This is a genomic window from Roseibium sp. HPY-6, from assembly GCF_040530035.1.
Taxonomy (GTDB): Bacteria; Pseudomonadota; Alphaproteobacteria; order Rhizobiales; family Stappiaceae; genus Roseibium.
On the sequence record NZ_JBEWCD010000001.1, the window covers coordinates 2199968 to 2225703 of the forward strand.

A 25736-nucleotide genomic window follows, 5' to 3' on the forward strand; every position below is an offset into this window, starting at 1 on the left:
CCCCGGTTTTTCCGGGGCTTTTTGTTTGGCCACATAAGACAGGCAGGACGTCTTTCGTTCGTACCGGCTTCAGCTGTTTTCCGGTTCCCACAATTCTACCGGATTGCCTTCCGGATCGTGGATCCTGGCAAAGCGGCCGATACCATCCATTGTTTCCTCGCGTGACACTGTAATGTCCTGCTCCCGCAAATATGCCAGGACTGCGTCCAGATCCATGACGCGGAAATTCAGCATGAATTGCCGATCGCTTGGAAAATAGTCCGTGTCTTCGGCAAAGGGTGCGAAAACTGTAACGCCGCCCTCAGAGATCCAGGGCGCTTGTTCCATGTCCTTCGGCACCTTGTTGATGCCCAGATGTGTCTCATACCAAAGCGACAGCGCTTCGGGATCCTTTGAGCGGAAAAACACACCGCCAACACCCACAACATTTCTCATAGCGCACTCCCGTTGAAAGACTTCGCGTACAAAGCCATCTTGCCACGATGAAAGCTTCAGGTCTGCGGTTCGTGGCTTACGGGAAGCGTGCAGCAGGGATGCATTGGGAATCCTGGCTGAATTGTCGGAAGAATCTGAAAAAATGGCCTGAACTGGAACAGAAAAAGGGCCGGCGTTGCCGGCCCTTTGCATTGCCACGTGCACTTTCGTTTTTTTAAAGATGCATCTGATAGGAAGCCGGAACGTAACGATAACCGCTCCCGTCGACCGCGACATAGCCGACAGCCGGGAATGGCATGTGATAGCCGACAAAGGGCACCTTGTCGGCCGCCAGCATGGCAAGCAGAGATTTCCGGGTTGCGGCAGCTGCTTCCTTGTCCATGTCGAATCGAACCTCCCAATCCGGCCGCGCAAGCGACCAGACATAGTGATTGGCCGTGTCCGCCATCAGAAGAAGCTGCTGGCCGCCGTTTTCCAGCATGTAGACCGTGTGACCCGGCGTGTGACCGTGAGCAGCAACGGCGGTGACACCGGATGCCACTGACCCGCCATCGCCGAGGAACGTCATTTTATCAGCCAGTGGCTTCACATTCTTTGTCATCAGCTTGGTGACGCCATTCGCCTCAGGATCCATCGCAGCCCAGAAGTCATACTCTTTCTGGCCCGTGACATAACGGGCATTGGCAAATGCCGGCGCGCCGCCTTCCATCAGGCCACCGATATGGTCGGGATGCATATGGGTTATGACCACGATATCGACTTGTTCCGGCGTGTAGCCGGCACTCTCAAGCGCAGCACGCATGTTACCGCGTGCAGGACGCCCACCTTCCCCCACGCCGGTGTCGAACAAGATGAGCTCGCTGCCGGTATTCACGAGAGTGGGTGTGAAATAGGCCTTGAACGAATCAGCGGGAATGAAATTTTCTTCCGAATGCGCAACGAAGGCATCCGGCTCCACATTCATTCCGAAGGTTTTTTGGGGTTCGCCAACGGTAACGGCCCCGTCAAGCAGCGTGTTCACTTCAAAATCGCCAACAGCGTAACGTGCGACAGGAGCGGTCATTGCACCCTGTTTTTCAGCCGCGGCGTGCGCCAGATTGACAGTTCCAAGGCTCGCTCCCGCCACGGCGCCCCCTGCGCCAAGAAGAGCAGCTCTACGCGTCAGTTCAACATTAAGTCCCATATTCGTCACTCCGGCAGCTTCGTTAGTTCAAGAAAGGTTTGACACTTGATCGGGCTCATTGGGTTGGGAAAATCTCCAAACGCACTGCGCACCCGCTGCTTCACCCTTGCTGACAACTTGGCGCATAGCCTTTGAAAGGAAACCCGCTTCTTCTTCAAAGACCTGTTATTTCGCCACTTCTTCAACTTTGGCTCCCAGGCAATTACTTGATTTTTTTCAGATAGTTAAGTTAAGAAAAATTCACGCTTCTTGAATGACACGCGCATTCGGCCATACTTGGACGGTGCCCAATCGCGACGTTTGATATGGTCCGCAACCAAACGACACAGTTCTTCTTGCTTGCCCTGAGCGCCGCCTGGCTACTGGCGTCTACGCAGATACAGCGCCCTGAAGGATGGCCAATCGCGGGTCTCTATGCCTATTGGAGCACGCGCATTCTGCTGGAGGCCGGACTGTTCGCAGCTTTCCTGGAATTGCTGGGGCGATTGCCCGGGCTCAAGGGGCGGCTCAGCGTGATCGTGATTGTCGCCGCACTGGTCAGTCTGGTGCCGTTCGCGCTCGCCGTGACGGCACTGGATCTCATACTCGGTCTGCCGGAACTGGATGAGCTCGTATCTGGCGCGCAAGCCCCGGCAGGATCCGGAAATGCCGCCACCGGACAAACGCATATCGGGTCTTTCCTGCTCGAACTGGTCTACCTATCCGACAATCACCTTGTGCTTTGTTTTCTTTTGTCGATCCCGCTGATTTTCAGGACTGGGGAAACACAGAGCGTCGAAGACAGCCATGAGGCGCAACCCGTGCGCGACCAAGCTGTCGAGACTGAAAATCCTGCGCCGGATGATTTAACGGAAGACGAGGCTTCTGTGGGCATAGGCTACCAGCGACACCTTGATCCGCCTCTTCAAGCACCTGTTCTGCGTGTCGAGGCGCAAGAACACTATGTGCGCCTGATAAACGCCACCGAGAACCGCATGGTTCTCTACCGTTTCAACGACATCGTTTCAGAACTCCCGCACGACAGGGGCATGCAGGTGCATCGCAGTCACTGGGTTGCCTACGAAATCATGGACCGGCTAGTCAGGGAAGAAGGACGATTGTGGCTCGATCTTACCGGCGGCGAGCGCGTCCCGGTGAGCCGGAAATACGCCGAAGATGTCCGCCAACAAATCCAGTCCGCCGACAGTTCAGCAAAAAAGGCGGCCACTTGACCGCCTTTTTCGGATAATTAATCGTCCCGGAAGACAGCTACCGGGCAAACCCGGACCCGCCGCCAACGGCAAGCCTTGGAGCTGTCGTTGAGCCGGTTCCAGCCTGTACAGCCTGTTTTTTCTGGAAGAGACCCCGTTTTCCGGGCACCGGTTTGAACGCATCCGTCAGACCGACAACTGTCTCAGCTGCGCCAAGAACCAGGAAGCCATCGTCCGGGAGCGTCTTTGAAAGCCGGCCCAGGATCTCTGATTTGGTCGCCTGGTCAAAATAGATGAGAACGTTTCGGCAGAAGACGATGTCGAACTCACCAAGATGCGTGAAGCTGTCGAGCAGGTTGAGCTTTTTCCACTCGATCATCGCGCGCATGCCGGAATTGATCTGCCACATGTCACCCTTTTGATCGAAATACTTCAAAAGCATCTGGATCGGGAGACCGCGCTGAACCTCAAACTGGCTGTAAATGCCGGCTTTTGCCTTCTCGAGCACTTCTTGCGACAGATCGGTTCCAAGGACCCGTGTTCGCCACCCGGGCATTTTGGAAGCTTCTTCTTTCAGGCATATGCCGAGAGAATAGGGTTCCTGGCCCGTCGATGCAGCCGCGCACCAGATCTTCAATTGCCTTCGGGACGCACGCGCTTCGAGCAACGCGGGCAGCATCGTATCCTTGAAATGATCGAAAGGCGTCTTGTCCCGAAAGAAAAACGATTCGTTCGTCGTCATCGCCTCGATGACTTCGGTTTCAAGGGCGCGATTCGAACCACGCTGCAGCGTCTGGATGACTGCGCTCAGTGTCTCAAGCTTTGAGCTTCTCGCAATCGGAAGCAATCGGCTTTCAACCAGGTACTGCTTGTCGTTCGACAGAACCAGTCCGGAGCGCGTCTTAAGGAAAGTTTTGAGGAATTCGAACTCGCCTGGAGTCATCGTGTGTTCCCCTTCAAGACGCGTGAAATTTTCGGGCCAATTTGGTTCAGCGGCAGAATTTCGCTGCAAACGCCGGTCGCGGCCGCAGCCCCAGGCATCCCCCAGACAACACTGGTGGCCTCATCCTGTGTGATGATACTGCCGCCACCGGAAGAGATCGTTTTGGCACCTTCTGCGCCGTCATGCCCCATCCCCGTGAGAATGACAGCAAGGCTCGCCGATCCGTACGCTTTGGCGACGCTGTCGAAAAGCGGATCTACGGCAGGTTTACAGAAGTTGACCGGAGCGCCGTCAGTCAGCCGGATTTTGACAGCCCCGGCATCCTTCTCGACGATCATGTGTTTGCCACCGGGAGCCACGTAGATGTTGCCCGGTTTCAGGATTTCACCGTCCTCGCCTTCCTTCGATGGGCGCAGGGCCGCCTTGCCGAGATGTTCGGCAAGGATCGAGGTAAAGGTCGGCGGCATGTGCTGCGTAATGACGACAGGTACATCGTTCACCGCCGTACCGGCTTCCTTCATCACTTCCTGCAGAGCCTGCGGCCCGCCGGTAGAAGAGCCGATCGCCAGAATTCGCGGCCGGGCCGATGAATAAGGACGTGTCTGGAATTTTGGACCGGCAGCCGCAGCCGGTTGGGTTGCCCCCCGGAAGCTGGCACGCGTATCCGTCGCTGGCCGCGCTGATACCGGTCTGACCGGCTGCGCGGTCTTTCCGGCGCGGGTCTCTGCCCGCATGGTTCTGGCCGGCCCGCGCATCCGGATGGCACGCGCTCCAAGAGCCTTCACCTTCTCGATCAGTTCGCGGCGAAAATCGACTGATGTAGTGACTTCCGAGCTCGATTCCGGCTTGGGAACATAGTCGGCAGCCCCCAGAGAAAGTGCTTTCAGACTGATTTCCGCATTCCGCCGGGTGAGGGTCGAAGCCATGATGACCACAAGGTCGCGCTTCTTGGCGAGCATCAGCGGCAACGCCGTCATGCCATCCATTTCCGGCATCTCGATATCGAGAACAACGACATCCGGATTGCTTTTTTCTATGTCCTCGACAGCGAGTTTGCCGTTCCGCTGCGAGCTGACGACCTTCAGGCTTTTGTCTTCCCCGAGCCAGCGGGTCAAAAGGCCTCGTATCACGACGGCATCGTCAACGACCATGACTTTGATCGGATCGTTGCCGGGATTGGTGCCCGCGGCAACACTTCGTTGTGCTAGTGCCATTAAAGACTGTCCAACTCGAAACTAGATAAGACCGACTTCTTGAAACTTGGCTTCGACGATTTCCCTATCGAACGGTTTCATGATGTATTCGTTTGCGCCGGCGCGGATGGCCCGCGCAATATGGGCGACGTCATTTTCCGTCGTGCAGAACACCACGATCGGATTTTCACCGCCTTCTTCTGCCCGGAGGCTGGTCAGAAATTCCAGACCATCCATGACCGGCATGTTCCAGTCGAGAAGGATCGCGTCCGGCATCGTCTTCCGGCAGGCATCAAGCGCCTGCTGCCCGTCCTCGGCTTCCGTGATTTCGAAGCTCATGTCCTCGAGGATACGGCGTGCCACCTTACGAATGACGCTTGAGTCATCGACTACAAGGCACTGTTTCATCACCTGTTACTCCACTCGTTGGCCATGTGGCCGTTACGCTGCTGCCATCGGTTCGGTGAACAAAGATCCGAGGAGGCGGTCGACATCGAGAATGACCATCAACTGGCCGTCAAGGCGGTGGACACCACCGGAGATTTCAGCCCAGCGACGATCCAGGTTCGACGGGTTCGTTTCTGCCGAAGCTGCGGGCAGCGTCAGCACTTCGCCCACCGTGTCGATGACCAGCCCATAGCTCTCCTGCTTGTATTCGATCCCGACAGCCATCATCTGCTCGTCTTCGAGCGGCGGCAGGTGCAGCCGCCGGCGCATGTTGATCGCCGTTACGATACGGCCGCGCAGGTTCAAGACACCCTGCACTTCCGGAGCGGACATGGGCACCCGGGTGACGCTCTCCGGAACGAAAACGTCGTGCACTTGCGAGATCGGTAGCCCGAAAAGCTGACCTCCGATCACGACAGTCACGTACTGGATCATGTCGCTGGCGGAATTCGCATCCGCATCCGCATTGAGGTTGTGTTCCAACACACTCATGCTGCTGCTCCCAGTTCATTGGAGAAGACATCTTTCAGGGCTGCAATCAGGCCTGGGCGGTCGAACTTGGCAACGTAGTCGTCGAAGCCTGCTTGACGTCCGCGCTCGATCGACGCCGGTGTCACCAGCGACGACAACGCGAGGATCGGGATGTTGCGGAAACGCGGATCGCGGCGCAATGACTCGCAGAACTCGAAGCCGTTGATTTCCGGCATTTCGATATCGCTGACGACAGCGTGGAACTTGTCGCCGTTTTCCAGAAGTTCGAACGCCTGCTGAGGTCCGATACAGGTGGTAACGTCGTAGCCCGCGGCCTTGAGGACCGGTGTCAGCATGTTCCGGAAGAACGAACTGTCGTCGACAAAGAGGACCTTCTTCGTCAAGGCCTCAATATCCATCTCCTTGCGCATGAACCAGTCTTCGAATGCCTGCGGGAGATAGTAGCCAAGGTCGATAATCTCGGTGGCTTTGTCCTTGACAACCGCCGACCCGAGAACGCCGGGACGCTCCGATCCGACTTCGATATTCATGCGGTCCTCGACAATGTCGACGATTTCGTCGACGACGAGACCCATCGACCGCCCGGCATCGGAGAAGACCAGCATCGGCTGGGTTCCTTCCGACTTGTGGCAATCGCCGTCGTTGACATAGACCAGCGGCATGAGTGCGCCGCGATACTGGACGAGGTCCCTGCCGTTCGAACGTTCGATCTTGGAGACTTCGAATTCTTCCAGGCGTGTGACCAGCGAAAGCGGCACTGCCTTCGGTTCCGGTGCACCGGCGCGGAAAAGCAGGAGGGATATCGAATCTTGTCCAGACATTGCCTTGCGCTGCACATCTTCCCGATCGTCTTCCTCGGACTCTGCGACCGAGCTTGATGCATGGCTTGCCATTGCACCGGCGATTCCGTTCGGATCGATGATCATGATGACCGAGCCGTCACCCAGGATGGTGTTGCCAGAGAACATGTTGAGGTTACGCAACATGGTCGACATCGGCTTGACCACGATTTCCTCCGTGTGGAAGACACCGTCCACCACAACGCCGAAGGTCTGGCTGCCCACCTGCATGACGACAATGAAGCCATTGTCGGCATCAATCGCCTGGTCGGCGTCCTCACCTTCGTAGATGCCCAGCAACTGCGACAGGTGAACCAGCGGCAACAGCTTGTTGCGCAATCTGAGAACCGGCGTGTCCTTGATCCGCTCGATGCGGTGCTCCGAGTTCGTCTGAACGCGGACAAGTTCCACGACCGACAACTGCGGAATGGCAAACCGGTCACCGCCCGCCTCAACGATCAATGTCGATACGATGGCAAGTGTCAGCGGGATCTTGATGATAAAGCTGGAGCCTTTGCCGGTCGTAGAGCGCAGGTCGACGGTACCGCCGATCAGTTCGATGTTGTTGCGCACAACGTCCATGCCGACGCCGCGTCCGGAAACGCTGGTGACTTCGGCGGCGGTCGAGAAGCCGGCGGCGAAAATGAACTTGTGGATCTGGGAATCCGTCATTTTCTCGAATTCGGCTTCGGTCGCAAGACCGCGCTCCAGAACCTTGGCCTTCACCTTCTCGACATCGATGCCCTTACCGTCGTCGCGGACTTCGATGATGATGTGACCGCCTTCATGATAGGCAGCAAGAGTGATGATGCCTTTTTCAGGTTTGCCGGCGGCACGCCGTTCTTCGGGCCGTTCGAGACCGTGGTCGGCTGAATTGCGAACCATGTGCGTCAGCGGATCCTTGATCATTTCAAGGACCTGACGGTCAAGTTCGGTGTCGGCGCCGATCATTTCCAGTTCGATCGGTTTTTCAAGTTCCTGGCTGAGGTCGCGTACAATGCGCGGCAGTTTCTGCCAGGCGTTTCCGATTGGCTGCATTCGGGTCGCCATGACACCTTCCTGCAGCTCTGCAGTCACATTGGAGAGGCGCTGCAGCGGAACCTTGAACTCGCTGTCTTCATGCCGACGGACGATTTCCAGGAGCTGGTTCCGGGTCAGCACCAGCTCGGACACCATTGTCATCAGGTGCTCAAGCGTGTCGACCGCAACACGGATGCTTTGATTGGAAACACCGCCGCCAGCAGCTTTCTTTTCACCGCCCTCGCCGCCTGCTTTCTTCGCAGCCGCAGCTTTCTTGGGCTCTGGCTTGGCTTCGGCTTTTGCAACTGCGGGCGCCGGAGCGGGTTCTTCCACTTCCTCGACAACCTCTTCAGCTTCTGCAACGGCCTCGTCCGCGATCTCAACCTCGATCTCGGTTTCCTGGAACGCCCGCTCCAGTTCATCAAGGGAGACTTCGCCAGGTCTCAACGGACGCTCCAGCGTCTGACCTTCGTCTTCTTCGGCTTCAGCTTCCGCTGCCTCGGGCTCTTCCTGCGGCGCTTCAGCTTCTTCGGCGCCACCGCCGGCCATCGCGACGTCGGCTTTGGCGGACATTTCCTCAAGCTTGCCGATCAACTCGCTGTCGTCGCCCTCGGGTTCCTCACCTTCGGCAGCCTCAAGTTCGCCAAGGATGTCCTTGATCTGATCGATGGAAATCAGGATCAGCGAAACCGCTTCCTGCGTGACGGGCGCTCCGTCCCGGAACTTGCCCATGAGGGTTTCGGCCGCATGTGCAATGCCTTCAAGCCGGGGAAGGCCCAAGAAGCCGCAAGTCCCTTTAATTGTATGCACCAGACGGAAAATATTATCCAAAATGGTGGCGTTGTTCGGTTCCTGCTCGAATTTTACGAGTTCAACGTCAACAACATCGAGACTTTCATTCGTCTCTGTAATGAATTCCCTGAGGAGGTCGTCCATGGCCTGCTCTCACCCGACTTGTTACTGGTTCCGCATCCTGAAACGGATGTCTGGACCGAAAGTCCATGAGAGTAGGTTGACCTCAAAGAGTTAAGATACGCTGAAACGGAGAGAGACTTTTATTTTGCCGGATTAGACCTTGGGAAGGGCCGTGATTTTTACCAATTCATCTTGTTTATCTATTGTTAATACCATGTTGGATTCACGCGCCAAAAGCAACGTGTAGATAGGCTGAACCGAGTGCGCATCGACCCTTTCAGGCTCTTCTCCGTCCAGAGTTTCCTTCATTCCCAAGGGGATGCGCGGATTGAGACCGCTTGCAGCGAGAGTGAAGGACGGAGACTGCGGATCTCCTTCCATCTCGACCTTGATTTCGCCGCCGCGCGGAACGCACTGATTTGCGATAAGAATAAGATTAAGAAGAAGCTTCACATAGTTTTTCGGCATCAGATGCCGGGAAACTTGCCAAATTAAATCGGATTTTTCGTTTTCCATAAACCCGGCGGCAACGATATGCGCATCGCCCAGATCGATCTCGGCTCCGGCAGACCCGGCAGCGCCGAAAGCCAGCCGCGCGAACTGAAGCTTGGCAGAAGCCTGCCGCGCGCTTTTCCGGATGAGATCCATCGCGAAGTCGCGCATGTCCTCAGAACCTTCTTCATCAAGGACCTCAAGACCGTTCGTGATTGCTCCAACCGGACTGATGATGTCATGACAGACACGGCTGGCAACCAAGGCGGCGAGGTCCAGAGAGGAAAGCTCTTTAAGTGCGGACATGGTGGTGCAGGGCTCTTCTATGGGTCTAAGCAAGGTTCTGATTCGCAGAAATTTGTAAAACCGTTACACATCCGCAATGGCGCTGCCAAGATCGCGCCGCGGCGCAATCCAAATCATCCAGATGAAAGTTGCCGTTTTGGCGAAAATTGGCGGAACCGGGCGTGTTTCAGGCGTAGAAAGGCTAGGATTCCGGGATGCAGCCGACCCTCGAAGCATTGGCTTCAGCATCCTTGACAAGCTGAGGCCCGTTCACAACGAACAAAAACCGGTTCACAACGGAGTGGAAAAACACCAGCCTTCCCTCCACCATTGCATAGATGAACGGACTGCCGGCCGTGGCAAATCCTTCCGACAACGCAAAACCGCCGCAGCCCGCGAACAGCGGGGCATAGGTTTCCGGATTGCGCTCGAATGCGGCCCTGTTGCCTTCATTCACGAAGACCCACTCCGCACCACCCCACGTGAGTTCGTGGCGCCTGTCGCCTTTTCGCGGCCGCCGGTCGACGAAATAGCTGACCGGGTCATTGCCTCCGATCGCGTAACCCGTGATCGGATCCGGGACAAAAAGCTGGGGACGCGCATGTCCAATACCTGCAAAAACACATAGAAGTGCGGACAACGTTACGGAAAGACACATCCAGGTCTTTTTTTCGGGCCAGCTTTTCATCGATTCGGCTATGTAGAGTACCGAGGCTTGCGCGAATCAGTTTGATTCTATTGCGTTCCAGCGTACGGGCTGAGGCACTTGAAGACAATGCGCCTCATCCGGCAGATGATGAGGAGTCCCAATTAATGGCAAAAAGAGACTGGCGGGCAGCATCCCTTTTGAAAGCTGCGTTTTTGTGCTTTTGCCTGATTGCCGTACCAAATTTCGCCGCCGCTCAAACATCCGGTGCGGCACCGATCGATAGCGCCCAGACTTACGATGAAGATGAGATCCTGAAAACCGGACACGAGTTTTTCGGTTCTGTATCCGGTGGACTGGCCTCTGTTATCGAACGCGCCTTTTCCAGATACGGGGAGCCCAACGGCTACATACTCGGCGAAGAGGGATCAGGCGCATTCGTTGCCGGAGCGCGCTACGGTGAAGGTCATCTCTACACGCGTAACGCGGGCAATCACAAGGTTTTCTGGCAGGGTCCCTCGCTTGGATGGGACTTTGGTGCAGATGGCGCGCGGGTGATGATGCTGGTCTACAGCCTGCCCACAGTTGACTCCATTTACGATCGCTTTGCGGGTGTCAACGGGTCTGCCTATCTGGTCGGCGGAGCAGGAATGACGGTCCTGCTCAGGAACGAAACGGTCCTCGTTCCGGTGAAAGCGGGCGTCGGCGCGCGCCTCGGGCTGAACATGGGTTACCTGAAGTTCACACCCAAACCTACATGGAATCCGTTCTGATTCGGGTCAATGAACGCAGCCTGCAACACGTTGTTCTGAAGATCGCATGCGCTGACCGCTCTTGGCGGCAGGCCCTGTGTCGTCTAATGATTATGTATGGACTTGGGAGAACGACCGGGAACATGATGTGATTGAAGCGGTAATGTATATTGCACTGGGGTTTTGTACGGCCGGTCTGATCGGCCTCGCAATACTGCCTGCCTTTTACCGCAGAGCCGCCCGATTGACTGAAGAAGCCCTGCGTGCGGTGAACCCGTCGAGTTACGCCGAAGTGAGGGCCGCACAGGATCAGGCAAGGGCACGGCACGCGATCGAACTCCGGCGCGTGGAACGTCAGCTCGATGATGAGCGAACCAAAGCCGCCAAGCACCACCTTGAAGCATCACGGTTGCGCACGGAAATCGACGTGATCACCCGCACGCACAAATCCCAGGTTTCGGATCTTGAATCCAAACTGGGCTCCCTGCATGGCGATCAGAAGGCCGTCGACCTCCTCACGGCCGAAGTGAAAGTCCTGAAGGAAAAACTCGCGGAAACCGAAAAGGCGCTCGCCGAGAGCTGGAAAACGCCAGCCGACGCCAACGCGGAAGTCAAACCAGACGCCAAAACCGATGACAACAACGACTGGCTGCCGGCGGCCGACACGATGGCGCTCGCAACCATCACCGGTCTGGAAGCGGAAGTCGCGACATTGAAAGCACGGCTTGCGAAATACGATCCTACCGTCGCAAGCGAAATCGAAGCTGACCAGAAAGATGGCAGGAAAACGCGTCTTTCCGAGCTCGAAGCTCAGCTTGTCGATACAGAATCGAAATACGTCACCGCGCAGGCAGAGGTAACGCGCCTGTCGCTGCTCCTTGAAAATGATGGGCTGAAATCGGACCGTCAGGATGAGGCCCTCACCGAGGAACTTGAAGAGCTCAAGAGAGTAAGTGTTCAGCAGAAAGCCGAGCTGACAAGCAAGGACCGCGCCCTGGACAGGTTGTCCGGGCAGATCGAAAAACTTCAAAAAGATCTCACCGGAACTCCTGCGCTTGTTCAGTTGCGGCAGGAATTCCGCGCACTCGCCGACAAGCTTGCGGGACCGGCAGCGGCGCCTGTTAACAAGGAGAAAACGACCAAGCCCGTGGAGACTTCTGCACCCGAGAGCGAGAAGACCAAGAAGCGGACCCAACGCGTGACGGTTCAAACGGATAAGTCCAGGAAACCGGCCTCAATCAGGGTGAAGGCAACCAAAATCAGGACAGCACCGAAAGAAGAGGCCGCACCGAAATCTGCGGACATCGCTTCAGCGGCTGAAGCTCTCGTCAGCAGAATTGTTGCCTCAAATCGCAAGAACGTGGCTGAAGAAGAACCGTCGACACCCAATTCGGCGGATGCAGAGACCGGATCCGGCCCGGATACCGGCGCGAAAAGTAAGTCCAGCAAACACAAAAAGAAAGATGTGGCTTGATCTTAACGGGTTGGATCGGTCACTAAGGTGAATGAAACGACACCTGATGAGCTTGCTTTAGATGCTGATTGAACGTCACAATTCCATTCTGGAACTTGCCCGGCAGATGGGACGTGTAAGCGTCGATGACCTTGCTAAACGGTTCGATGTCAGTCCGCAAACGATCCGAAAAGACCTGAACGAGCTGTGTGATCGGCGTCTTCTGGCCAGAACGCATGGCGGCGCGCTCCTGTCATCGGGAATCGAGAATGTCGGCTATGAGGCACGCAGGATTATCTCCAGCAAGGAAAAGGCCGATATCGGCACACGCGTTGCCTCGCTCATCCCGGACAACACCTCCATTTTCATAAACATTGGTACGACCACGGAAGCCGTTGCCCAGGCGCTGCTGCAGCATCGCGGACTGATGGTGATCACGAACAATATCAATGTCGCCAGCCTAATGCGTGGCTACACACAGATAGAAGTGGTCATAGCGGGCGGTGTGCTGCGCCACTCCGACGGCGGTATTGTCGGCGAAGCTGCTGTCGACTTTATGCGTCAGTTCAAGGTTGATTTCGCGGTCGTCGGTGCTTCGGCCGTTGATGCTGACGGCTCACTTCTCGACTACGACTATCGGGAAGTGAAGGTCACCAAAACTATCATGGACAATGCCCGCCATGTCATTCTTGCGGCCGACAGCACAAAATTCGAGCGTACAGCACCGGTACGGGTCGGCCATTTGTCTCAAGTGACGACATTCGTGACCGATCACTGTCCTGATCCCGGCTTTGCACAGATTGCAAGAGAAGCAGAAGTCGACTTGATCGAGACGGGACTTCAGTCCGACGAAACCTCCCTTTGAACAACCGGACGTGACAAACGCTGCAAGGCGTTAAACCGGAAGTATTTTCGAAGGGAAGGAATTGGCACGCCCAACGGGACTCGAACCCGTGTTTCCGCCGTGAAAGGGCGGCGTCCTAGACCGCTAGACGATGGGCGCGCACCGCTTGGAAGCTCATTGCTCCAAGCCAAGGATCGTGCGTATAAGGCCGCAGACCTGAAGACGCAAGCCTTTTTTTCGTGATTTGGTGCACCTGCCGCTCACACCAACAAAAATGGAACTGCAAGCCGCAACACGCATGGGCAAGCCGGTAACGGCCCCCCTCACCTGGCGACAAAATCCGTTCGACCGATCTCGACCCCGGTTGAAGGATCAATGCGCAAAAGGGCGGTTTTGCTGCCCTCCCGCACCAGAACATAAACGATTCCGTCCGAAACCGTTGCCTGAAGCACCTCTGCCTCGGGGCCGACAACGATCGTCGATGCGAAATCATCTGCGGATACGTCTGTGGAACCGGAGTTGATCTTGTAGAGAATTGCTGCAAAGACAGCGATCAAACCCGCAAACATGATCAGAAACGATCCGAGCAGCAAACGGCGCAGTTTTGACTGAAGACGCTCTGCCATCGGATCGAGCGGCGGTTCATTCTGGTCCTCATCCCGAAAATTAGGGTGTGACATGACAAACAGTTCCCACGAAGATCCGGCCGACCTGGACGCGGATTTCAGATTGACAATTGACGCAAGCGATTCCGGAAAGCGGCTCGATGCAGTGTTGGCGGCGCATGTTGATGCGCTTAGCCGCAACAGGATCCAGTCCCTCATCAAATCCGGAGACGTCACCGTCGGCGGCGCGAAAATAGTGGAACCGAAATACCGGGTCAATGAAGGGAATGCCGTCGTCCTGATTCTTCCTGAGCCTGAAGACCCGGAGCCTGTGGGCGAAAACATTCCCATTGCGGTGGTCTACGAGGACGAACACCTGATTGTCATCGACAAGCCAGCCGGGCTGGTGGTTCATCCCGGCGCTGGCAATTGGACGGGCACTCTCGTGAACGCCCTTATCTATCACTGCGGCGACAGCCTCTCAGGAATTGGCGGCGTCAGACGTCCCGGGATCGTGCACAGGATCGACAAGGATACGTCCGGTCTGCTGGTTGTCGCAAAGACCGACCTCGCGCATCAGGGACTCGCCGCGCAATTCGCCGATCACGGCCGGACGGGGCCATTGGAACGCGCGTATGCCGCGCTGGTCTGGGGTGCCCCGTCCAATTTGAAAGGCACAATTGACGCAAACCTCGCGCGATCCCAGTCGAACAGGCAGAAAATGGCGGTTATCAAGACAAGCGGCCGGCATGCGGTGACGCATTGGCAGGTCAAGGAACGGTTCGGGCCGGCGGAAGAACCCGCCCTCGCCTCTCTGATGGAGTGCCGTCTGGAAACAGGTCGGACGCATCAAATCAGGGTCCATATGGCCCATATCGGGCATCCGCTGATCGGTGACGGAGACTACGGGTCCGGCTTCAAAACCAAGATAAATCGCCTTGAGGAACCTTTGAAAAGCGTCGTCAGCGGCTTCGAGCGACAGGCACTTCACGCCGGATTGCTCGCTTTCGAGCACCCCGTAAATGGCAAAACTTTGCGCTTTGAAAGCCCATATCCGTCTGATTTCGCAAATCTTTTGTCTGCATTACAAAATTTTTAGGATGGTTTTCCGATTTCTTGTCATGCAATCGGCTATTTCCAACCTATATTAGAATCTCTTGTGTGCCTTAACGGACACGATTCCGCGTCCGCCTCTTCTCTGAAACGGCTTGCTTGCGTAAATTTTCGGAGCAACGGGAGAATGAGGGGATGTGAACATTACGAAAGGGGGTGCATGCTATGGCCCAAAACGTACCTACTCTCACAGCCGGGGAAGGCGGTCTTAGCCGATACCTGGACGAGATTCGTAAGTTTCCCATGCTGCAGCCGCAGGAAGAGTACATGCTCGCCAAGCGCTACAAGGAGCATGAAGACCCTGAAGCTGCCGAACGCCTCGTAAATTCTCACCTTCGTCTCGTCGCGAAAATCGCGATGGGTTATCGCGGCTACGGCCTGCCGATCGGCGAAGTCGTATCGGAAGGAAATGTCGGCCTCATGCAGGCCGTGAAACGCTTCGAGCCCGACAAGGGCTTCCGGCTTGCCACTTACGCCATGTGGTGGATCAAGGCGGCTATTCAGGAATACATCCTGCGCTCCTGGTCCCTCGTGAAAATGGGAACGACGGCGAACCAGAAACGTCTGTTCTTCAACCTGCGCCGCCTGAAAGGCAAGATCCAGGCGTTGGACGAGGGCGATCTGAAGCCTGATCAGGTCAAGGAAATCGCAACGCGTCTCGGCGTTTCCGAGGAGGAAGTGATATCCATGAACCGTCGTCTCGGCGGCGATGCCAGCCTGAACGCACCTGTGCGTGCTGAAGCCGATGCAGGTGAATGGCAGGACTGGCTCGTCGATGAAAGCGACAGCCAGGAAACGCTTCTGGCCAACCAGGAAGAGCTGGACATGCGCCGCAAGCTGTTGAGCGACGCCATGGGTGTCCTGAACGACCGCGAGCGCCGTATCTTCGAAGCACGCCGGTTGGCGGAGGACCCGATGACACTGGAAGATCTGTCCGGTGAATTCGGTGTGAGCCGCGAGCGCGTCCGTCAGATCGAAGTGCGCGCCTTTGAAAAGGTTCAAAAGGCCGTGCGCAACAATGCGCGTGCCCAGGAGCACCAGCAACCGGTTGCCTGAGAACAGTGACGCGAAAGCTTGAAACAAAAAACGCCGGAGACTTCTCCGGCGTTTTTGATTTAGCGGCGCAACGATGGGCTCAAGGCGCTGAGCACCCTTGCGGATCCAAACCGAGCGTTCAGCGAATCTCGACCGCATAGGTCTCGACAGGCACAACTTTGCTGATCAGTCCCGCTTCTGCCATGAACTCTGCAAACCGCTGATAACGTCCTTCGTCCAGAGCACCCGGGCGCTTTGCAAAACGAGGCAACGTGTCCGCCCAGGCCCGTTTGTTGAGCTCGTCATTCAGGTGCGGATATGCCTCGATAAATGCAATCCAGGCTTCGTCCGGGTGATTGGTCAGGTAGATCGTTGCCGCCTCGACGGCTGCCAGAAATTTGGCGAACCGCGGATCGCCGGTCTGGTCCTTGTTCACCACGTAGATCAGTTCATCGAAAATCGGCACACCGTTTTCTTCAGGGAAAAATGCAGTCCCTTCCTTGCCTTCAATCTCGATCTGCGTGAGTTCGAAGTTACGGTAGGCTCCGATAACCGCATCCACCTGGCCCGACATGAGTGCTGGCGACAAGGCGAAATTGACGTTGATCAGTTCCACGTCATCAATCGAAAGGTCGACAGACCGCAGCATCTGGCCCAGCATCGCATCTTCAAAACCGGAAACGGAAAAGCCGATTGTCTTGCCTTTAAGGTCCTTCAGGTCTTTGATCGGCCCGTCTTTCAGAACGATCAGGGAGTTCAGCGGGGTTTCGACGAGTGTTCCGATCCAGGAAACGGGCAGCCCCTCTTCGATATGCGCATGAAGTGTCGGTTGATAGGAAATCGCAATGTCACCCTGACCGGCGGCAACCAGCTTTGGCGGCATCGCAGGATCAGCCGGCTCGATCAGTTCCACTTCCAGGCCTTCCGCTTCAAAGAACCCTTTGGTTTGAGCGGTTATTACCGGAGCATGGTCGGGGTTTGTGAACCAATCCAGCAGGACAGTAAGTTTCTCCGCGGCATGTGCCGGTGTCCCGGCGAGCAGTGCAGCCGCCATGGACAGGGACAGCAAGGTCTTCTTCATTCAATCCTCCAGAGTTCGGCGGTCAGTCTTCGACCTGCCAGGGAACAAGAATTCGGGTGAGATGTTCGACGGCGTAGCGCATGGCCAGAACCATCAGCGCCAGCAGGATCACAGCAGCAAACAGGACATCGGCATTGCCGCGGGCATTGGCCTGCAACATGATGAATGCGAGCCCTCCCTTAGCACCGGCCCACTCGCCCACAACGGCTCCGATCGGCGCAAAAACAGCAGCGACGCGGATCCCGGAAGCGAACGCAGGCAGCGCAGCGGGAAGACGAAAGACAACAAGCTCCTGAAAGCGCGAGACCCGATAGAGCCTTGCAAGATCGGACAGGCCGGGATCGAGGCGTCGCAACCCGTCATAAACGGTCGACGTAACGGTGAAAAAGATGACCAGAATTGCCATGACGATTTTGGAAGACATTCCAAAGCCGAGCCACAGAACCAGAACAGGTGCGATGGCAAAGACAGGCAGTGCCTGCGTCACCAGAATTGTCGGCATCACGACGCGTCCGGCAAGCGGGAACAGCCAGACCGCAACGGCTAGCATCGAGCCGCACAAGACGCCAAGTACAAAGCCGATAATCGTTTCTGAGGCAGTTATCCCGGCATGATGCAGCAAAAACGGTGCGTTTTCAGGGAAGGTCTTCAGGACTTCCAAAGGACCCGGCAACATGAAGGATGGCGGTTGAAAAACCGCGACCAGAAGGCCCCATATACCAAAGACGACAAATGCTGAAAAAAGGAACTTGGACGTAACGGATACAAGCGCTTTCATGCACGCCTCCCGGCTGCATTCGGCACAATTTGACCCATTTTCAAGGCAGCTTGTCGTTGTAGACAAACAGACAGCCGCCGCTGCAGACCAGAACGCATAGGATCTCCCGTCCCGGGACCGGAGCATCGCGTGCAGGTTAACGAACACACTTATGCGCCGGCACCTTTGGCGCAATCAACGTTCAACGGTTGATCTTGCCGAAAATGACAATGGAGATCCGGGAATAGGCTAAGGATTCCGTCCCTTCGCCGGCATGACCCGGATCAGGTTCTAAGGGTTCGGCTGATCGCCATCTCAGTTCCGAAATTCGGAACACCCCTCGGACCAAGGCGGAAGATGCCTTGGTTGATCAGAAAAGGCAAGTTGTACGACGACAACTTTTTTGGTCAAACACGACACAGGCCTGAATTTAGCCGGCTTGCCAAGCAGAAACCGCCTTTTCAACAGCGTCAGCGCCGACTGCGCCTTTTTCCAACGTGAGAATACCGCGTTTGCCATTCTCATAGAGCATTGGAATGTCGATCCAGCCCCGCTCGCGCAAGAGGGCAAGATTGCGCTGCTGCTCGTTCGGCAGGCTTGAAAGGGCAATCCAGAAAAACCCTGGCTGTACTTTCACCGACGCACCGATCAGGGCGTCGCCCCGTGCCTCTTCCGTCGGTTTCATGACCAGGCCGGGAACATTGACGACGTCGCCTGCAGCAAAACTGTCCGGGAAATCGTATTTGATTTCGACGAGATGGCTGGCAGGCAGAGACGTGTCGTCATTCGGCTTGATGCGGATATCAACCTTGACGTCCCGCTCGGGAATATCGATCGACGCTGTCAAAATGGATTGTTGCCGTCCATCCAGATTGGTTTCTTCGGCAACACCCCAGACAACGGCTCCCTGGGAAGCGGTGCCCGCCCCTCCTGCATCTTCGCCTTCTTCGTAAAGGATTGAACGCTGTGCGGCTCCGTCGGCTCCTGTCAGTCCCGCCGGCGGGTCTTCCGGAGCAGCTGTTTCTGGCTCGATTGCAGCCAGGTTGTCTTGCGGCACCGCGGCCGGTTCGGTGGTTTCCGCACCCGTAGGCGCGGTGACACCGGATTGTGAGGCCTGAGGCTGAATGAGCGTCGGAACGGCCTGAGTATCGGACGTAATCGGCGGTTGAGCAGGCGCTGTTACAGGCTCATTTGTTTCAGGATTGATTGTCGTCGTGGTAACGGTTCGCGCATCCGGTGCGATGACTTCGTTTTCTCCCCCGTCCAGAAGCCTATCGGTATTCTTTGAACCGGGATCCTCATCTGTAACCTGGCCGGTGTCGGGTGCAGTAACTGGAGCGTTGGATGGGGCTGTATTTTCGGCTTGTGTGGTTCCTGGCTCGGTGTCCTGACGATTTACGGAGACAAGATCGCCCAAGGGCAGGAAATAGTAAGCTCCTGCTCCAAGAAGAGCGAGGACGAGTATGAGCGCAAGCGCGATCGGAACAACCCGACTCGAAGAAGAAGAGCTGCGCAAAGCGTCAGAAGCCGACGGACGCTCGCGTTTCGCCCGCACTTTCGCCGGAGCACCCGTGGCGATGTCCTGATCGGGGCCAACTATCTCCTCAGTCGCATCCGTCTTTTTTTCGTCTTCGAACAATCCATCGTCGGAAGGTGCGGTCTGATCGAAAACCGGTTCCTGGCGTTGTGGCTCTGCCGTCACCGGCTCCGTACCAGAGACAGGTACGACTGCTTCTTTGGCCTGTTGGACGGCCTGATTTGCCGCAGTTCCGAGTGCTTCCGCCTCCGTCAGCGTGTCCTGCAACGGTGAGGGAATGTCTTCCGGATACTCGCTGACGGCCTCAGCCGCCGGTTCCGGTATCACCTTGTCCGCTGGCGGCAAATCGCTGCTTTCTGGCGCAACGGAATGATCCGGAATCGGGTCTGCAACGACTGGTACGGCAGCGACCGGATCCTCAGCAACAGGTGTCTCATCCGGTTGCGGAGCTGGTGATGGCGGCTCAACTGCCGGTGCCGCAGCAACAGCAGCAGGTGTCAGTCCGAGGCTTTCGCGTGCGGCCTCGGCTTCGACCTTCCGAATAGCTTCTTCAAGGCGGAGTTGCTCCGCAGTGATCTCCGACGGAGAAAGCGGAGGTTCATAAGCTTTGAGCTGATTGACGATCGCGTTGCGCGCCCGGCTGTAAACACTTCGACGGGCAGCACCATTGCTTTCGGGCAAAGACGCGATCGTTTTCTTCAAGATTGAATAGTAATCAGCCATCTTCCTGCCTACCGGCCAATTGCATGGGATCTGTCTGCAGGCCTGAGGTTTGTAATCACATCAGGCTTATAGCAAGTTTTTGAAGAAGGATGCCAATTCTTCATGCTTGCCCAAACAGAAATCCCTGCACAGCTTATGTTTACCACAGTCAATCGGACGAACTGCAAAGTTGCGTCCAAGAACACGCATATGGCGAATCGTGATTCGCGAACCGCCCCTTCCCCCGTAATATTGAGCTTTTTCAGCTGCAGATCTCAATCCTGGAAAGGATTCTGCACAAGAATTGTGTCATCACGTTCCGGGCTCGTCGACAACAACGCTACCGGTGCGCCGATGAGTTCTTCAACGTGACGCACATATTTGATTGCCTGCGCCGGCAACTCACCCCAGGTGCGAGCACCTTCAGTGGATTCTTTCCAGCCCGGCAGCGACTCATATATCGGCACGACCCGCTCTTGTGCCCCCTGCGACGCCGGAAGGTAGTCGATCCGCTCGCCATCGAGCTCGTAGCCGATGCAGATCTTGATTTCATCCATCCCGTCAAGAACATCAAGCTTGGTCAGTGCGATGCCGTTGATGCCCGATGTGCAGACAGTCTGTCGAACCAGAACAGCATCAAACCAGCCGCACCGCCGGCGGCGTCCGGTCACCGTCCCGAATTCGTGGCCGCGTGTTCCCAGAAATTCCCCGACTTCGTTTTCCTGTTCCGTCGGAAACGGCCCTTCGCCGACACGGGTCGTATAAGCCTTTGTAATACCGAGAACAAAATCGACCGATCCCGGCCCCAGTCCGCAACCGGTCGCTGCCTGGCCCGCAACGGTGTTCGAAGAGGTGACGAACGGATAGGTGCCGTGGTCGATGTCCAGCAACGCGCCTTGCGCGCCCTCGAACAGGATGCGTTTTCCCTGACGCCGCAAATCGTCAAGCAGATACCAGACCTTGTCCATATAGGGCAGAACCTTGTCCGCAACGCTGGCAAGCTCGTCATAGATCGCCTGGGCGGAAATCTCGTCCTGCCCGAGCCCGCGGCGGAGCGCATTGTGATGGGTCAGGAGCCGATCGATTTTCGCGGGCAGCGTGGTCAGGTTCTTCAAGTCCATAAGACGAATCGCACGGCGACCCACCTTGTCCTCGTAGGCCGGTCCAATGCCTCGCTTCGTAGTGCCGATCCGGGTCCCGCTGTTGGAGTTTTCGCGCAAAGCATCCAGCTCGCGGTGAAGAGACAGAATAAGCGTTGCGTTTTCGGCAACGCGCAGGGTCTCCGGTGTCACCACGACACCTTGTCCACCAAGCCGTTCCACCTCCTCGGCCAATGCATGCGGGTCGAGGACAACACCGTTGCCGATCACCGACAGTTTGCCCGGGCGCGCAACACCGGACGGCAAGAGAGAAAGTTTGTAACTCACACCGTCAATGACGAGCGTGTGTCCAGCGTTGTGACCGCCCTGGAACCTTACGATGACATCGGCCTGTTCCGACAACCAGTCGACGATCTTGCCTTTGCCTTCGTCACCCCATTGCGAACCGACAACAACCACATTCGCCATCTAATCTTTGCTCTCCTGAAAGCAGATTCTGTAGCACCGGTATGTATCCGGTGTGCAAACACGACAAGCCCCGGCAAGTCGACCGGGGCAAACGGCGCGGACTATAGACAGGTTTCCCCGCGCACGCGAGTCTCCGCGAACAGTTTATGACGTGCCGGTGTATATTTAAGCACCGCTTATAGGCCCGTCTTTGACCTTATTTGGGCGCAGGTGTGTTCTCGTCGGATTTTTCCCCGCGCGCCAGCTTGTAAATCATCGGCGATGTCCGTAGCAACCAGACGAACCGGCGGCGATTTTCGACAGGGACGGCTTCACGGCGGAACATCCGGACGATAATGAAAAAGACCAGCATCAGGTGCAGCGTCGCGGTATAAACGAAGAATGATGCAGGACCGAAGGTTTCCATCAACAGAGACGCTACAAATGGTCCGATCATCGCGCCGGTGCCAAATGCAAGCATGATCCCGGCAGCAACGTCGATAAACTGTCCGGGTTGTGCGTGATCGTTGCCGTGGGCCGCGGAGAGCGAATAGAGCGGCAGCGCAAAACCGCCAAAGAAAAAGACTCCCAGAAAAAGGTCTGTCTGCGTCATGGAGCGCGCAATGAAAAGGCAGGCAGCGCCCGCTCCCACCGTGAACGCGATCAGAATAATCCTCCGGTCGAGCCGGTCCGATAGCCAGCCGGCGGGATACTGAAAGATTGCGCCCGCAAAGACCCAGATCGCAATGAATGCCGCGACTGTCTCCAGACCCAGTCCGATGCTTTCTGCATAGATCGGTCCGATCATCCGGAACGCGCCGTTTGTGAGCCCAATCGTGAATATCCCGACAATCGCTACCGGCGACACGTGCCAGAGCATCAGCGGATTGACGAGACGTGCTGGAGGTGCGGGCGGGTTGCCGCCCCGCGCGAGTGAAATCGGAACAACCGCGAAACAGAAGAGCACCGCAAGCACCATAAGAATATCGGAGCCCGACGCACCGAAGACCGGCAACATAAACTGCCCGCCCATGACGGCGCCGAGATCCACAATGCGATAGATCGAGAGAATGCGGCCGCGAGACGTGTTGGAGGCAATGGAATTCAGCCAGCTTTCAAGCACCATGGCCGTGCCGCAAAACGCGGCTCCGCTGACGAACCTGGCCAGCATCCAGGGCCAGCCCGCCGGGGCGAACGAGATCGACAGAACGGCAATCGCACTAATGGAGGCGAGCGCTGCAAAGACGCGAATGTGACCTGCCCGCGCAATCAGGTAAGGCGCTAGCAGAACGCCTGAAATCAGACCGGCGAAATAGAGTGAACCGAGCAGGCCGATGCTCGTGTCGGGTAGTCCCTCCACCCGTGCACGCACCGCAATCATCGTCATGGAAAGGCCATTCGCCCCCAATAGGCAGGCGGCCGCGACCAGAAGTGGGAAAAGTCGCCCGGTTTGAGCGGGGCTTTCAGATGACTGTTCTGTCTGTGTCATGGGAAACGCGGGTCCTGGATCCGCAAGGGCAAGCAAAGATTGTCTTCCCAGTTTGCCGAACTGAAGATCAAGCGCAAGGGACTAATCCTGTTGCTGCTCGTTTTTCGGGTGTTTAGCCAGGATGGAGCGTGATAACCGGTGTTTCAGTCGTTCTAAACGCTGGACAAGGCCATGCCTCTTCGAAACTGGATCATGTTGATTGTATTGGGCGCAATCTGGGGCGGATCCTTCCTGTTCGCCAAGGTTGCCGTCGCAGAGATACCGCCCTTTGTGCTGGTCTTTTTACGGGTATCAAGTGCCTGCGCCGCGCTTTTCATCGTGCTCTGGCACCAGAAACTGCTCCATAGGCTTGAACTATCTCTAGCAATTCCATTCCTCATTATGGGCCTCTTGAACAATGCAATTCCCTTTTCGCTGCTGTTTCTCGGCCAGACCGAAATCGGCGCCGGACTGGCCTCCATCCTGAATGCGACGACGCCTGTATTCACCGTGATCGTTGCCGGATTGCTGGCAAAACAGGAGGCGTTGAGCGCCAACAAGATCGCCGGCGTTCTGTTGGGTGTGGCCGGCGTGGCGATCATGTTGTCGAGTTCTCTGTCCGGGCTCGCCAGCGATCCTTTGTGGGCACAGTTGAGTTGCCTCGGTGCCGCCGTGGCTTACGCCTGTGCCGCGACCTATGCCAAACGTTTCAAAGCCGTTCAGCCCCAGGTTGCCGCGACAGGTCAGCTTTTGGGCTCAAGCCTGATTATGCTGCCGATCGCGATCTACACGGGAACCACATGGTCGTTTTCCGAAACGAGTATGACGGCCTGGATTAATGTTGCTGCACTCGGGATCGTCGCCACGGCGCTTGCCTATCTGATCTACTTCCAGCTCTTGGGAGAAGCAGGCGCGACCAACGCGTCCCTGGTAACGCTGATCGTGCCGGCAAGCGCGCTTCTGTTCGGCTCGCTGATTCTGGGTGAGAATCTCAGCGCGCTGCAGCTCGCCGGATTTGGGGTTCTTCTTGTGGGTCTGGTGGTGCTGGACGGAAGGGTTTTACGGCGCAAGGGCGCCCGTGCGATCTAGGCCAGCTGAACGGGTTGGTGTTTCTCAACCCGTCCAACTGGTCTGAGTGACGTGACCAAGCGGGATGCGTCCGGCGCTAAAACTTCAGTGCCTTCACCTGTTTGACATGCGATACAGCTTCAAGGCGCTGCATTGTGTCTGCCCCGACTTCACCATCGACTTCGACGAGACAGATTGCATCTGCTCCCGGAGCCAGACGGCCGAGGTTAAACGTTGCGATGTTCACCCCTCTGTCACCGAGTTCCATTCCCAGATGCCCGATGAAACCGGGTTTATCCTCGTTGGTGATGTAAAGCATGTGTTCTCCAAGCTCGGCTTCCATGTTGATGCCCTTCACCTGGATGATGCGCGGTTTTCCGTCGGCAAAGACGGTCCCGGCTACAGAACGCTCCTGCCGCTCGGTGATGACTGTCAGGCGAATGTAGGTCTCGTAAGCGCCCTGTTTGTCCCGTCGGATTTCTTCAACCTTGATGCCCCGATCCTTTGCCAGGATCGGCGCTGAAACCATGTTGACCGTCTGCAGCAGCGGCGTCAAAAGACCGGTGATTGCAGCGGCCGTCAGGGCCTGAACATTCATTTCGCCGACGGCACCGGCGTATTCGATCTTGACGCCCTCGATGCCGGTTTCGGTCAGCTGACCGGCAAAGGAACCGAGCTGTTCGGCAAGACGCACGAAAGGCGCGAGCTTGGGTGCTTCCTCAGCGGTGATCGACGGCATGTTGAGTGCGTTGCGGACCGCGCCGTCAAGCAGATAGTCACACATTTGCTCCGCCACTTGCAGCGCAACGTTCTCCTGTGCTTCGGAGGTCGACGCACCCAGATGCGGCGTGGAGACGAAATTCGGAGCACCGAACAGAACGTTGTCCTTTGCGGGCTCCTCGACAAATACGTCAAATGCGGCACCGGCGAGTTTTCCTGAATCAAGCGCGGCACGAACGGCGGCCTCATCAGCCAGTCCGCCCCTGGCGCAGTTGATCAGATAGGCACCGGTTCTCATCTTCGCGATTGAACCGGCATTGATGATATTGCGGGTCTTGTCGGTGAGCGGTGTATGGAGCGTGATGAAATCCGAGCGGCAAAAAAGATCGTCCAACTCAACTTTTTCAACGCCAAGACTGAGCGCGCGTTCTGGTGTCAGAAAAGGATCATAGGCAAGAACCCGCATCTTCAGGCCGATTGCCCGGTCCGCAACGATGGAACCGATATTGCCGCACCCCACCAGGCCCAGTGTCTTGCCGGTCAGTTCCCGGCCCATGAAACGGGACTTTTCCCATTTGCCGGATTGTGTGGAGGCATCGGCAGCAGGAATCTGGCGCGCAACGGCCATCATCATCGAGATGGCATGTTCTGCAGTTGTGATTGCGTTGCCGAAAGGCGTGTTCATGACAATGATGCCACGCGCCGTCGCCTTCGGAATATCCACATTGTCGACGCCTATGCCGGCCCTGCCGACGACTTTCAGATTGTCCGCTGCTGCAATGATCTTTTCCGTGACCTTCGTCGCGGAACGGATTGCGAGGCCATCATACTGGCCGATGATTTCCAGCAGTTTGTCCTTGTCCTTGCCGACTTCGGGCAGAAAATCCGCATCGATGCCGCGATCCTTGAAGATCTGGACGGCGGCGGGCGACAGCTTATCGGAAATGAGTACCTTGGGAGCCATGTCAGCTTCT

The 25736-nt window shown here is 56.7% G+C and carries 23 protein-coding genes, 1 tRNA gene and 1 riboswitch; of the genes, 7 read left to right on the forward strand and 17 right to left on the reverse strand.

Annotated elements, in window-relative coordinates; genetic code table 11:
- Nucleotides 1–69: 69 nt before the first annotated feature.
- Both ABVF61_RS10175 and ABVF61_RS10180 read right to left on the reverse strand, forming a co-directional pair.
- Complete coding sequence (locus ABVF61_RS10175; protein WP_353993399.1) at nucleotides 70–435, reverse strand: VOC family protein; 366 nt, start codon at nucleotides 433–435, stop codon at nucleotides 70–72.
- Nucleotides 436–649: 214 nt separating this feature from the next.
- Entirely contained in the window at nucleotides 650–1618 is a 969-nt protein-coding gene (locus ABVF61_RS10180) for an MBL fold metallo-hydrolase (protein WP_353993400.1), read from the reverse strand.
- A 305-nt stretch (nucleotides 1619–1923) separates the two neighbouring features.
- Here ABVF61_RS10180 and ABVF61_RS10185 point away from each other — a divergent pair, with 305 nt between their 5' ends.
- Nucleotides 1924–2829: a LytTR family DNA-binding domain-containing protein gene (locus tag ABVF61_RS10185; RefSeq protein ID WP_353993401.1), complete on the forward strand. Its 906-nt coding sequence runs from the start codon at nucleotides 1924–1926 to the stop codon at nucleotides 2827–2829.
- Between the two features lie 37 nt (nucleotides 2830–2866).
- On the opposite strand, the gene ABVF61_RS10190 is transcribed toward ABVF61_RS10185, so the two are convergent.
- The 7 genes from ABVF61_RS10190 to ABVF61_RS10220 all read right to left on the reverse strand — a co-directional run bounded on the left by ABVF61_RS10190 (nucleotide 2867) and on the right by ABVF61_RS10220 (nucleotide 10122).
- On the reverse strand, nucleotides 2867–3751 hold the full coding sequence (locus tag ABVF61_RS10190; protein ID WP_353993402.1) for a CheR family methyltransferase: 885 nt from the start codon (nucleotides 3749–3751) through the stop codon (nucleotides 2867–2869).
- Nucleotides 3748–4965: a protein-glutamate methylesterase/protein-glutamine glutaminase gene (locus ABVF61_RS10195; RefSeq protein ID WP_353993403.1), complete on the reverse strand. Its 1218-nt coding sequence runs from the start codon at nucleotides 4963–4965 to the stop codon at nucleotides 3748–3750. Before ABVF61_RS10195 ends, ABVF61_RS10190 begins: the two co-directional genes overlap by 4 nt.
- A 21-nt stretch (nucleotides 4966–4986) precedes the next feature.
- Nucleotides 4987–5352, reverse strand: coding sequence for a response regulator (locus ABVF61_RS10200; RefSeq protein ID WP_299483244.1), 366 nt, complete (start codon nucleotides 5350–5352; stop codon nucleotides 4987–4989).
- A gap of 33 nt (nucleotides 5353–5385) precedes the next feature.
- Complete coding sequence (locus ABVF61_RS10205; RefSeq protein ID WP_353993404.1) at nucleotides 5386–5883, reverse strand: chemotaxis protein CheW; 498 nt, start codon at nucleotides 5881–5883, stop codon at nucleotides 5386–5388.
- Entirely contained in the window at nucleotides 5880–8678 is a 2799-nt protein-coding gene (locus tag ABVF61_RS10210) for a hybrid sensor histidine kinase/response regulator (RefSeq protein ID WP_353993405.1), read from the reverse strand. Before ABVF61_RS10210 ends, ABVF61_RS10205 begins: the two co-directional genes overlap by 4 nt.
- 132 nt (nucleotides 8679–8810) lie before the next feature.
- Entirely contained in the window at nucleotides 8811–9455 is a 645-nt protein-coding gene (gene chpT / locus ABVF61_RS10215) for a histidine phosphotransferase ChpT (RefSeq protein WP_353993406.1), read from the reverse strand.
- Between the two features lie 181 nt (nucleotides 9456–9636).
- Nucleotides 9637–10122: a YHS domain-containing (seleno)protein gene (locus tag ABVF61_RS10220; RefSeq protein WP_353993407.1), complete on the reverse strand. Its 486-nt coding sequence runs from the start codon at nucleotides 10120–10122 to the stop codon at nucleotides 9637–9639.
- A gap of 125 nt (nucleotides 10123–10247) precedes the next feature.
- On the opposite strand from ABVF61_RS10220, the gene ABVF61_RS10225 reads away from it, so the two are divergent.
- The 3 genes from ABVF61_RS10225 to ABVF61_RS10235 all read left to right on the forward strand — a co-directional run bounded on the left by ABVF61_RS10225 (nucleotide 10248) and on the right by ABVF61_RS10235 (nucleotide 13150).
- On the forward strand, nucleotides 10248–10853 hold the full coding sequence (locus tag ABVF61_RS10225) for a DUF1134 domain-containing protein (protein WP_353993408.1): 606 nt from the start codon (nucleotides 10248–10250) through the stop codon (nucleotides 10851–10853).
- A 127-nt stretch (nucleotides 10854–10980) separates the two neighbouring features.
- Nucleotides 10981–12306 (forward strand): hypothetical protein, encoded by a 1326-nt coding sequence (locus ABVF61_RS10230; RefSeq protein ID WP_353993409.1) that lies wholly within the window; start codon nucleotides 10981–10983, stop codon nucleotides 12304–12306.
- A gap of 61 nt (nucleotides 12307–12367) precedes the next feature.
- Nucleotides 12368–13150 carry a DeoR/GlpR family DNA-binding transcription regulator gene (locus ABVF61_RS10235; RefSeq protein ID WP_353993410.1) on the forward strand — a complete coding sequence of 261 codons (783 nt, stop codon included), beginning with the start codon at nucleotides 12368–12370 and terminating at the stop codon, nucleotides 13148–13150.
- 62 nt (nucleotides 13151–13212) lie between these two features.
- Here the strand turns inward: ABVF61_RS10235 and ABVF61_RS10240 are convergent.
- A tRNA-Glu gene (locus ABVF61_RS10240) sits at nucleotides 13213–13288 on the reverse strand.
- Between the two features lie 164 nt (nucleotides 13289–13452).
- A complete protein-coding gene (locus tag ABVF61_RS10245; RefSeq protein WP_353993411.1) occupies nucleotides 13453–13809 on the reverse strand; it encodes a hypothetical protein in 357 nt (118 codons plus the stop codon).
- Here ABVF61_RS10245 and ABVF61_RS10250 point away from each other — a divergent pair.
- Together ABVF61_RS10250 and rpoH are read left to right on the forward strand one after the other, a co-directional pair.
- Nucleotides 13808–14833 (forward strand): RluA family pseudouridine synthase, encoded by a 1026-nt coding sequence (locus tag ABVF61_RS10250; RefSeq protein WP_353993412.1) that lies wholly within the window; start codon nucleotides 13808–13810, stop codon nucleotides 14831–14833. The two genes, ABVF61_RS10245 and ABVF61_RS10250, sit on opposite strands and share 2 nt — an antisense overlap.
- A 179-nt stretch (nucleotides 14834–15012) precedes the next feature.
- Nucleotides 15013–15903 carry an RNA polymerase sigma factor RpoH gene (rpoH, locus tag ABVF61_RS10255; RefSeq protein WP_353993413.1) on the forward strand — a complete coding sequence of 297 codons (891 nt, stop codon included), beginning with the start codon at nucleotides 15013–15015 and terminating at the stop codon, nucleotides 15901–15903.
- Nucleotides 15904–16021: 118 nt separating this feature from the next.
- Here rpoH and ABVF61_RS10260 read toward each other — a convergent pair whose 3' ends face one another.
- The 5 genes from ABVF61_RS10260 to ABVF61_RS10280 all read right to left on the reverse strand — a co-directional run bounded on the left by ABVF61_RS10260 (nucleotide 16022) and on the right by ABVF61_RS10280 (nucleotide 22995).
- On the reverse strand, nucleotides 16022–16963 hold the full coding sequence (locus ABVF61_RS10260; RefSeq protein WP_353993414.1) for an ABC transporter substrate-binding protein: 942 nt from the start codon (nucleotides 16961–16963) through the stop codon (nucleotides 16022–16024).
- Between the two features lie 22 nt (nucleotides 16964–16985).
- Nucleotides 16986–17741, reverse strand: a complete 756-nt coding sequence (locus ABVF61_RS10265) for an ABC transporter permease (protein ID WP_353993415.1) — start codon at nucleotides 17739–17741, stop codon at nucleotides 16986–16988.
- Nucleotides 17742–17964: 223 nt separating this feature from the next.
- Nucleotides 17965–18071, reverse strand: a riboswitch (TPP riboswitch).
- A 79-nt stretch (nucleotides 18072–18150) separates the two neighbouring features.
- A complete protein-coding gene (locus ABVF61_RS10270; RefSeq protein WP_353993416.1) occupies nucleotides 18151–19980 on the reverse strand; it encodes a hypothetical protein in 1830 nt (609 codons plus the stop codon).
- 254 nt (nucleotides 19981–20234) lie between these two features.
- Complete coding sequence (locus ABVF61_RS10275; RefSeq protein ID WP_353993417.1) at nucleotides 20235–21527, reverse strand: adenylosuccinate synthase; 1293 nt, start codon at nucleotides 21525–21527, stop codon at nucleotides 20235–20237.
- A gap of 196 nt (nucleotides 21528–21723) precedes the next feature.
- Nucleotides 21724–22995, reverse strand: coding sequence for an MFS transporter (locus ABVF61_RS10280; protein ID WP_353993418.1), 1272 nt, complete (start codon nucleotides 22993–22995; stop codon nucleotides 21724–21726).
- Nucleotides 22996–23166: 171 nt separating this feature from the next.
- Between ABVF61_RS10280 and ABVF61_RS10285 the strand changes: the two genes are divergently transcribed.
- Complete coding sequence (locus ABVF61_RS10285; RefSeq protein ID WP_353993419.1) at nucleotides 23167–24063, forward strand: DMT family transporter; 897 nt, start codon at nucleotides 23167–23169, stop codon at nucleotides 24061–24063.
- A 76-nt stretch (nucleotides 24064–24139) separates the two neighbouring features.
- Here the strand turns inward: ABVF61_RS10285 and serA are convergent, their stop codons facing one another.
- The gene (serA, locus tag ABVF61_RS10290) at nucleotides 24140–25726 is read right to left on the reverse strand and encodes a phosphoglycerate dehydrogenase (protein ID WP_353993420.1); all 1587 of its coding nucleotides are present in this window, start codon (nucleotides 25724–25726) and stop codon (nucleotides 24140–24142) included.
- Between the last annotated feature and the right edge of the window lie 10 nt (nucleotides 25727–25736).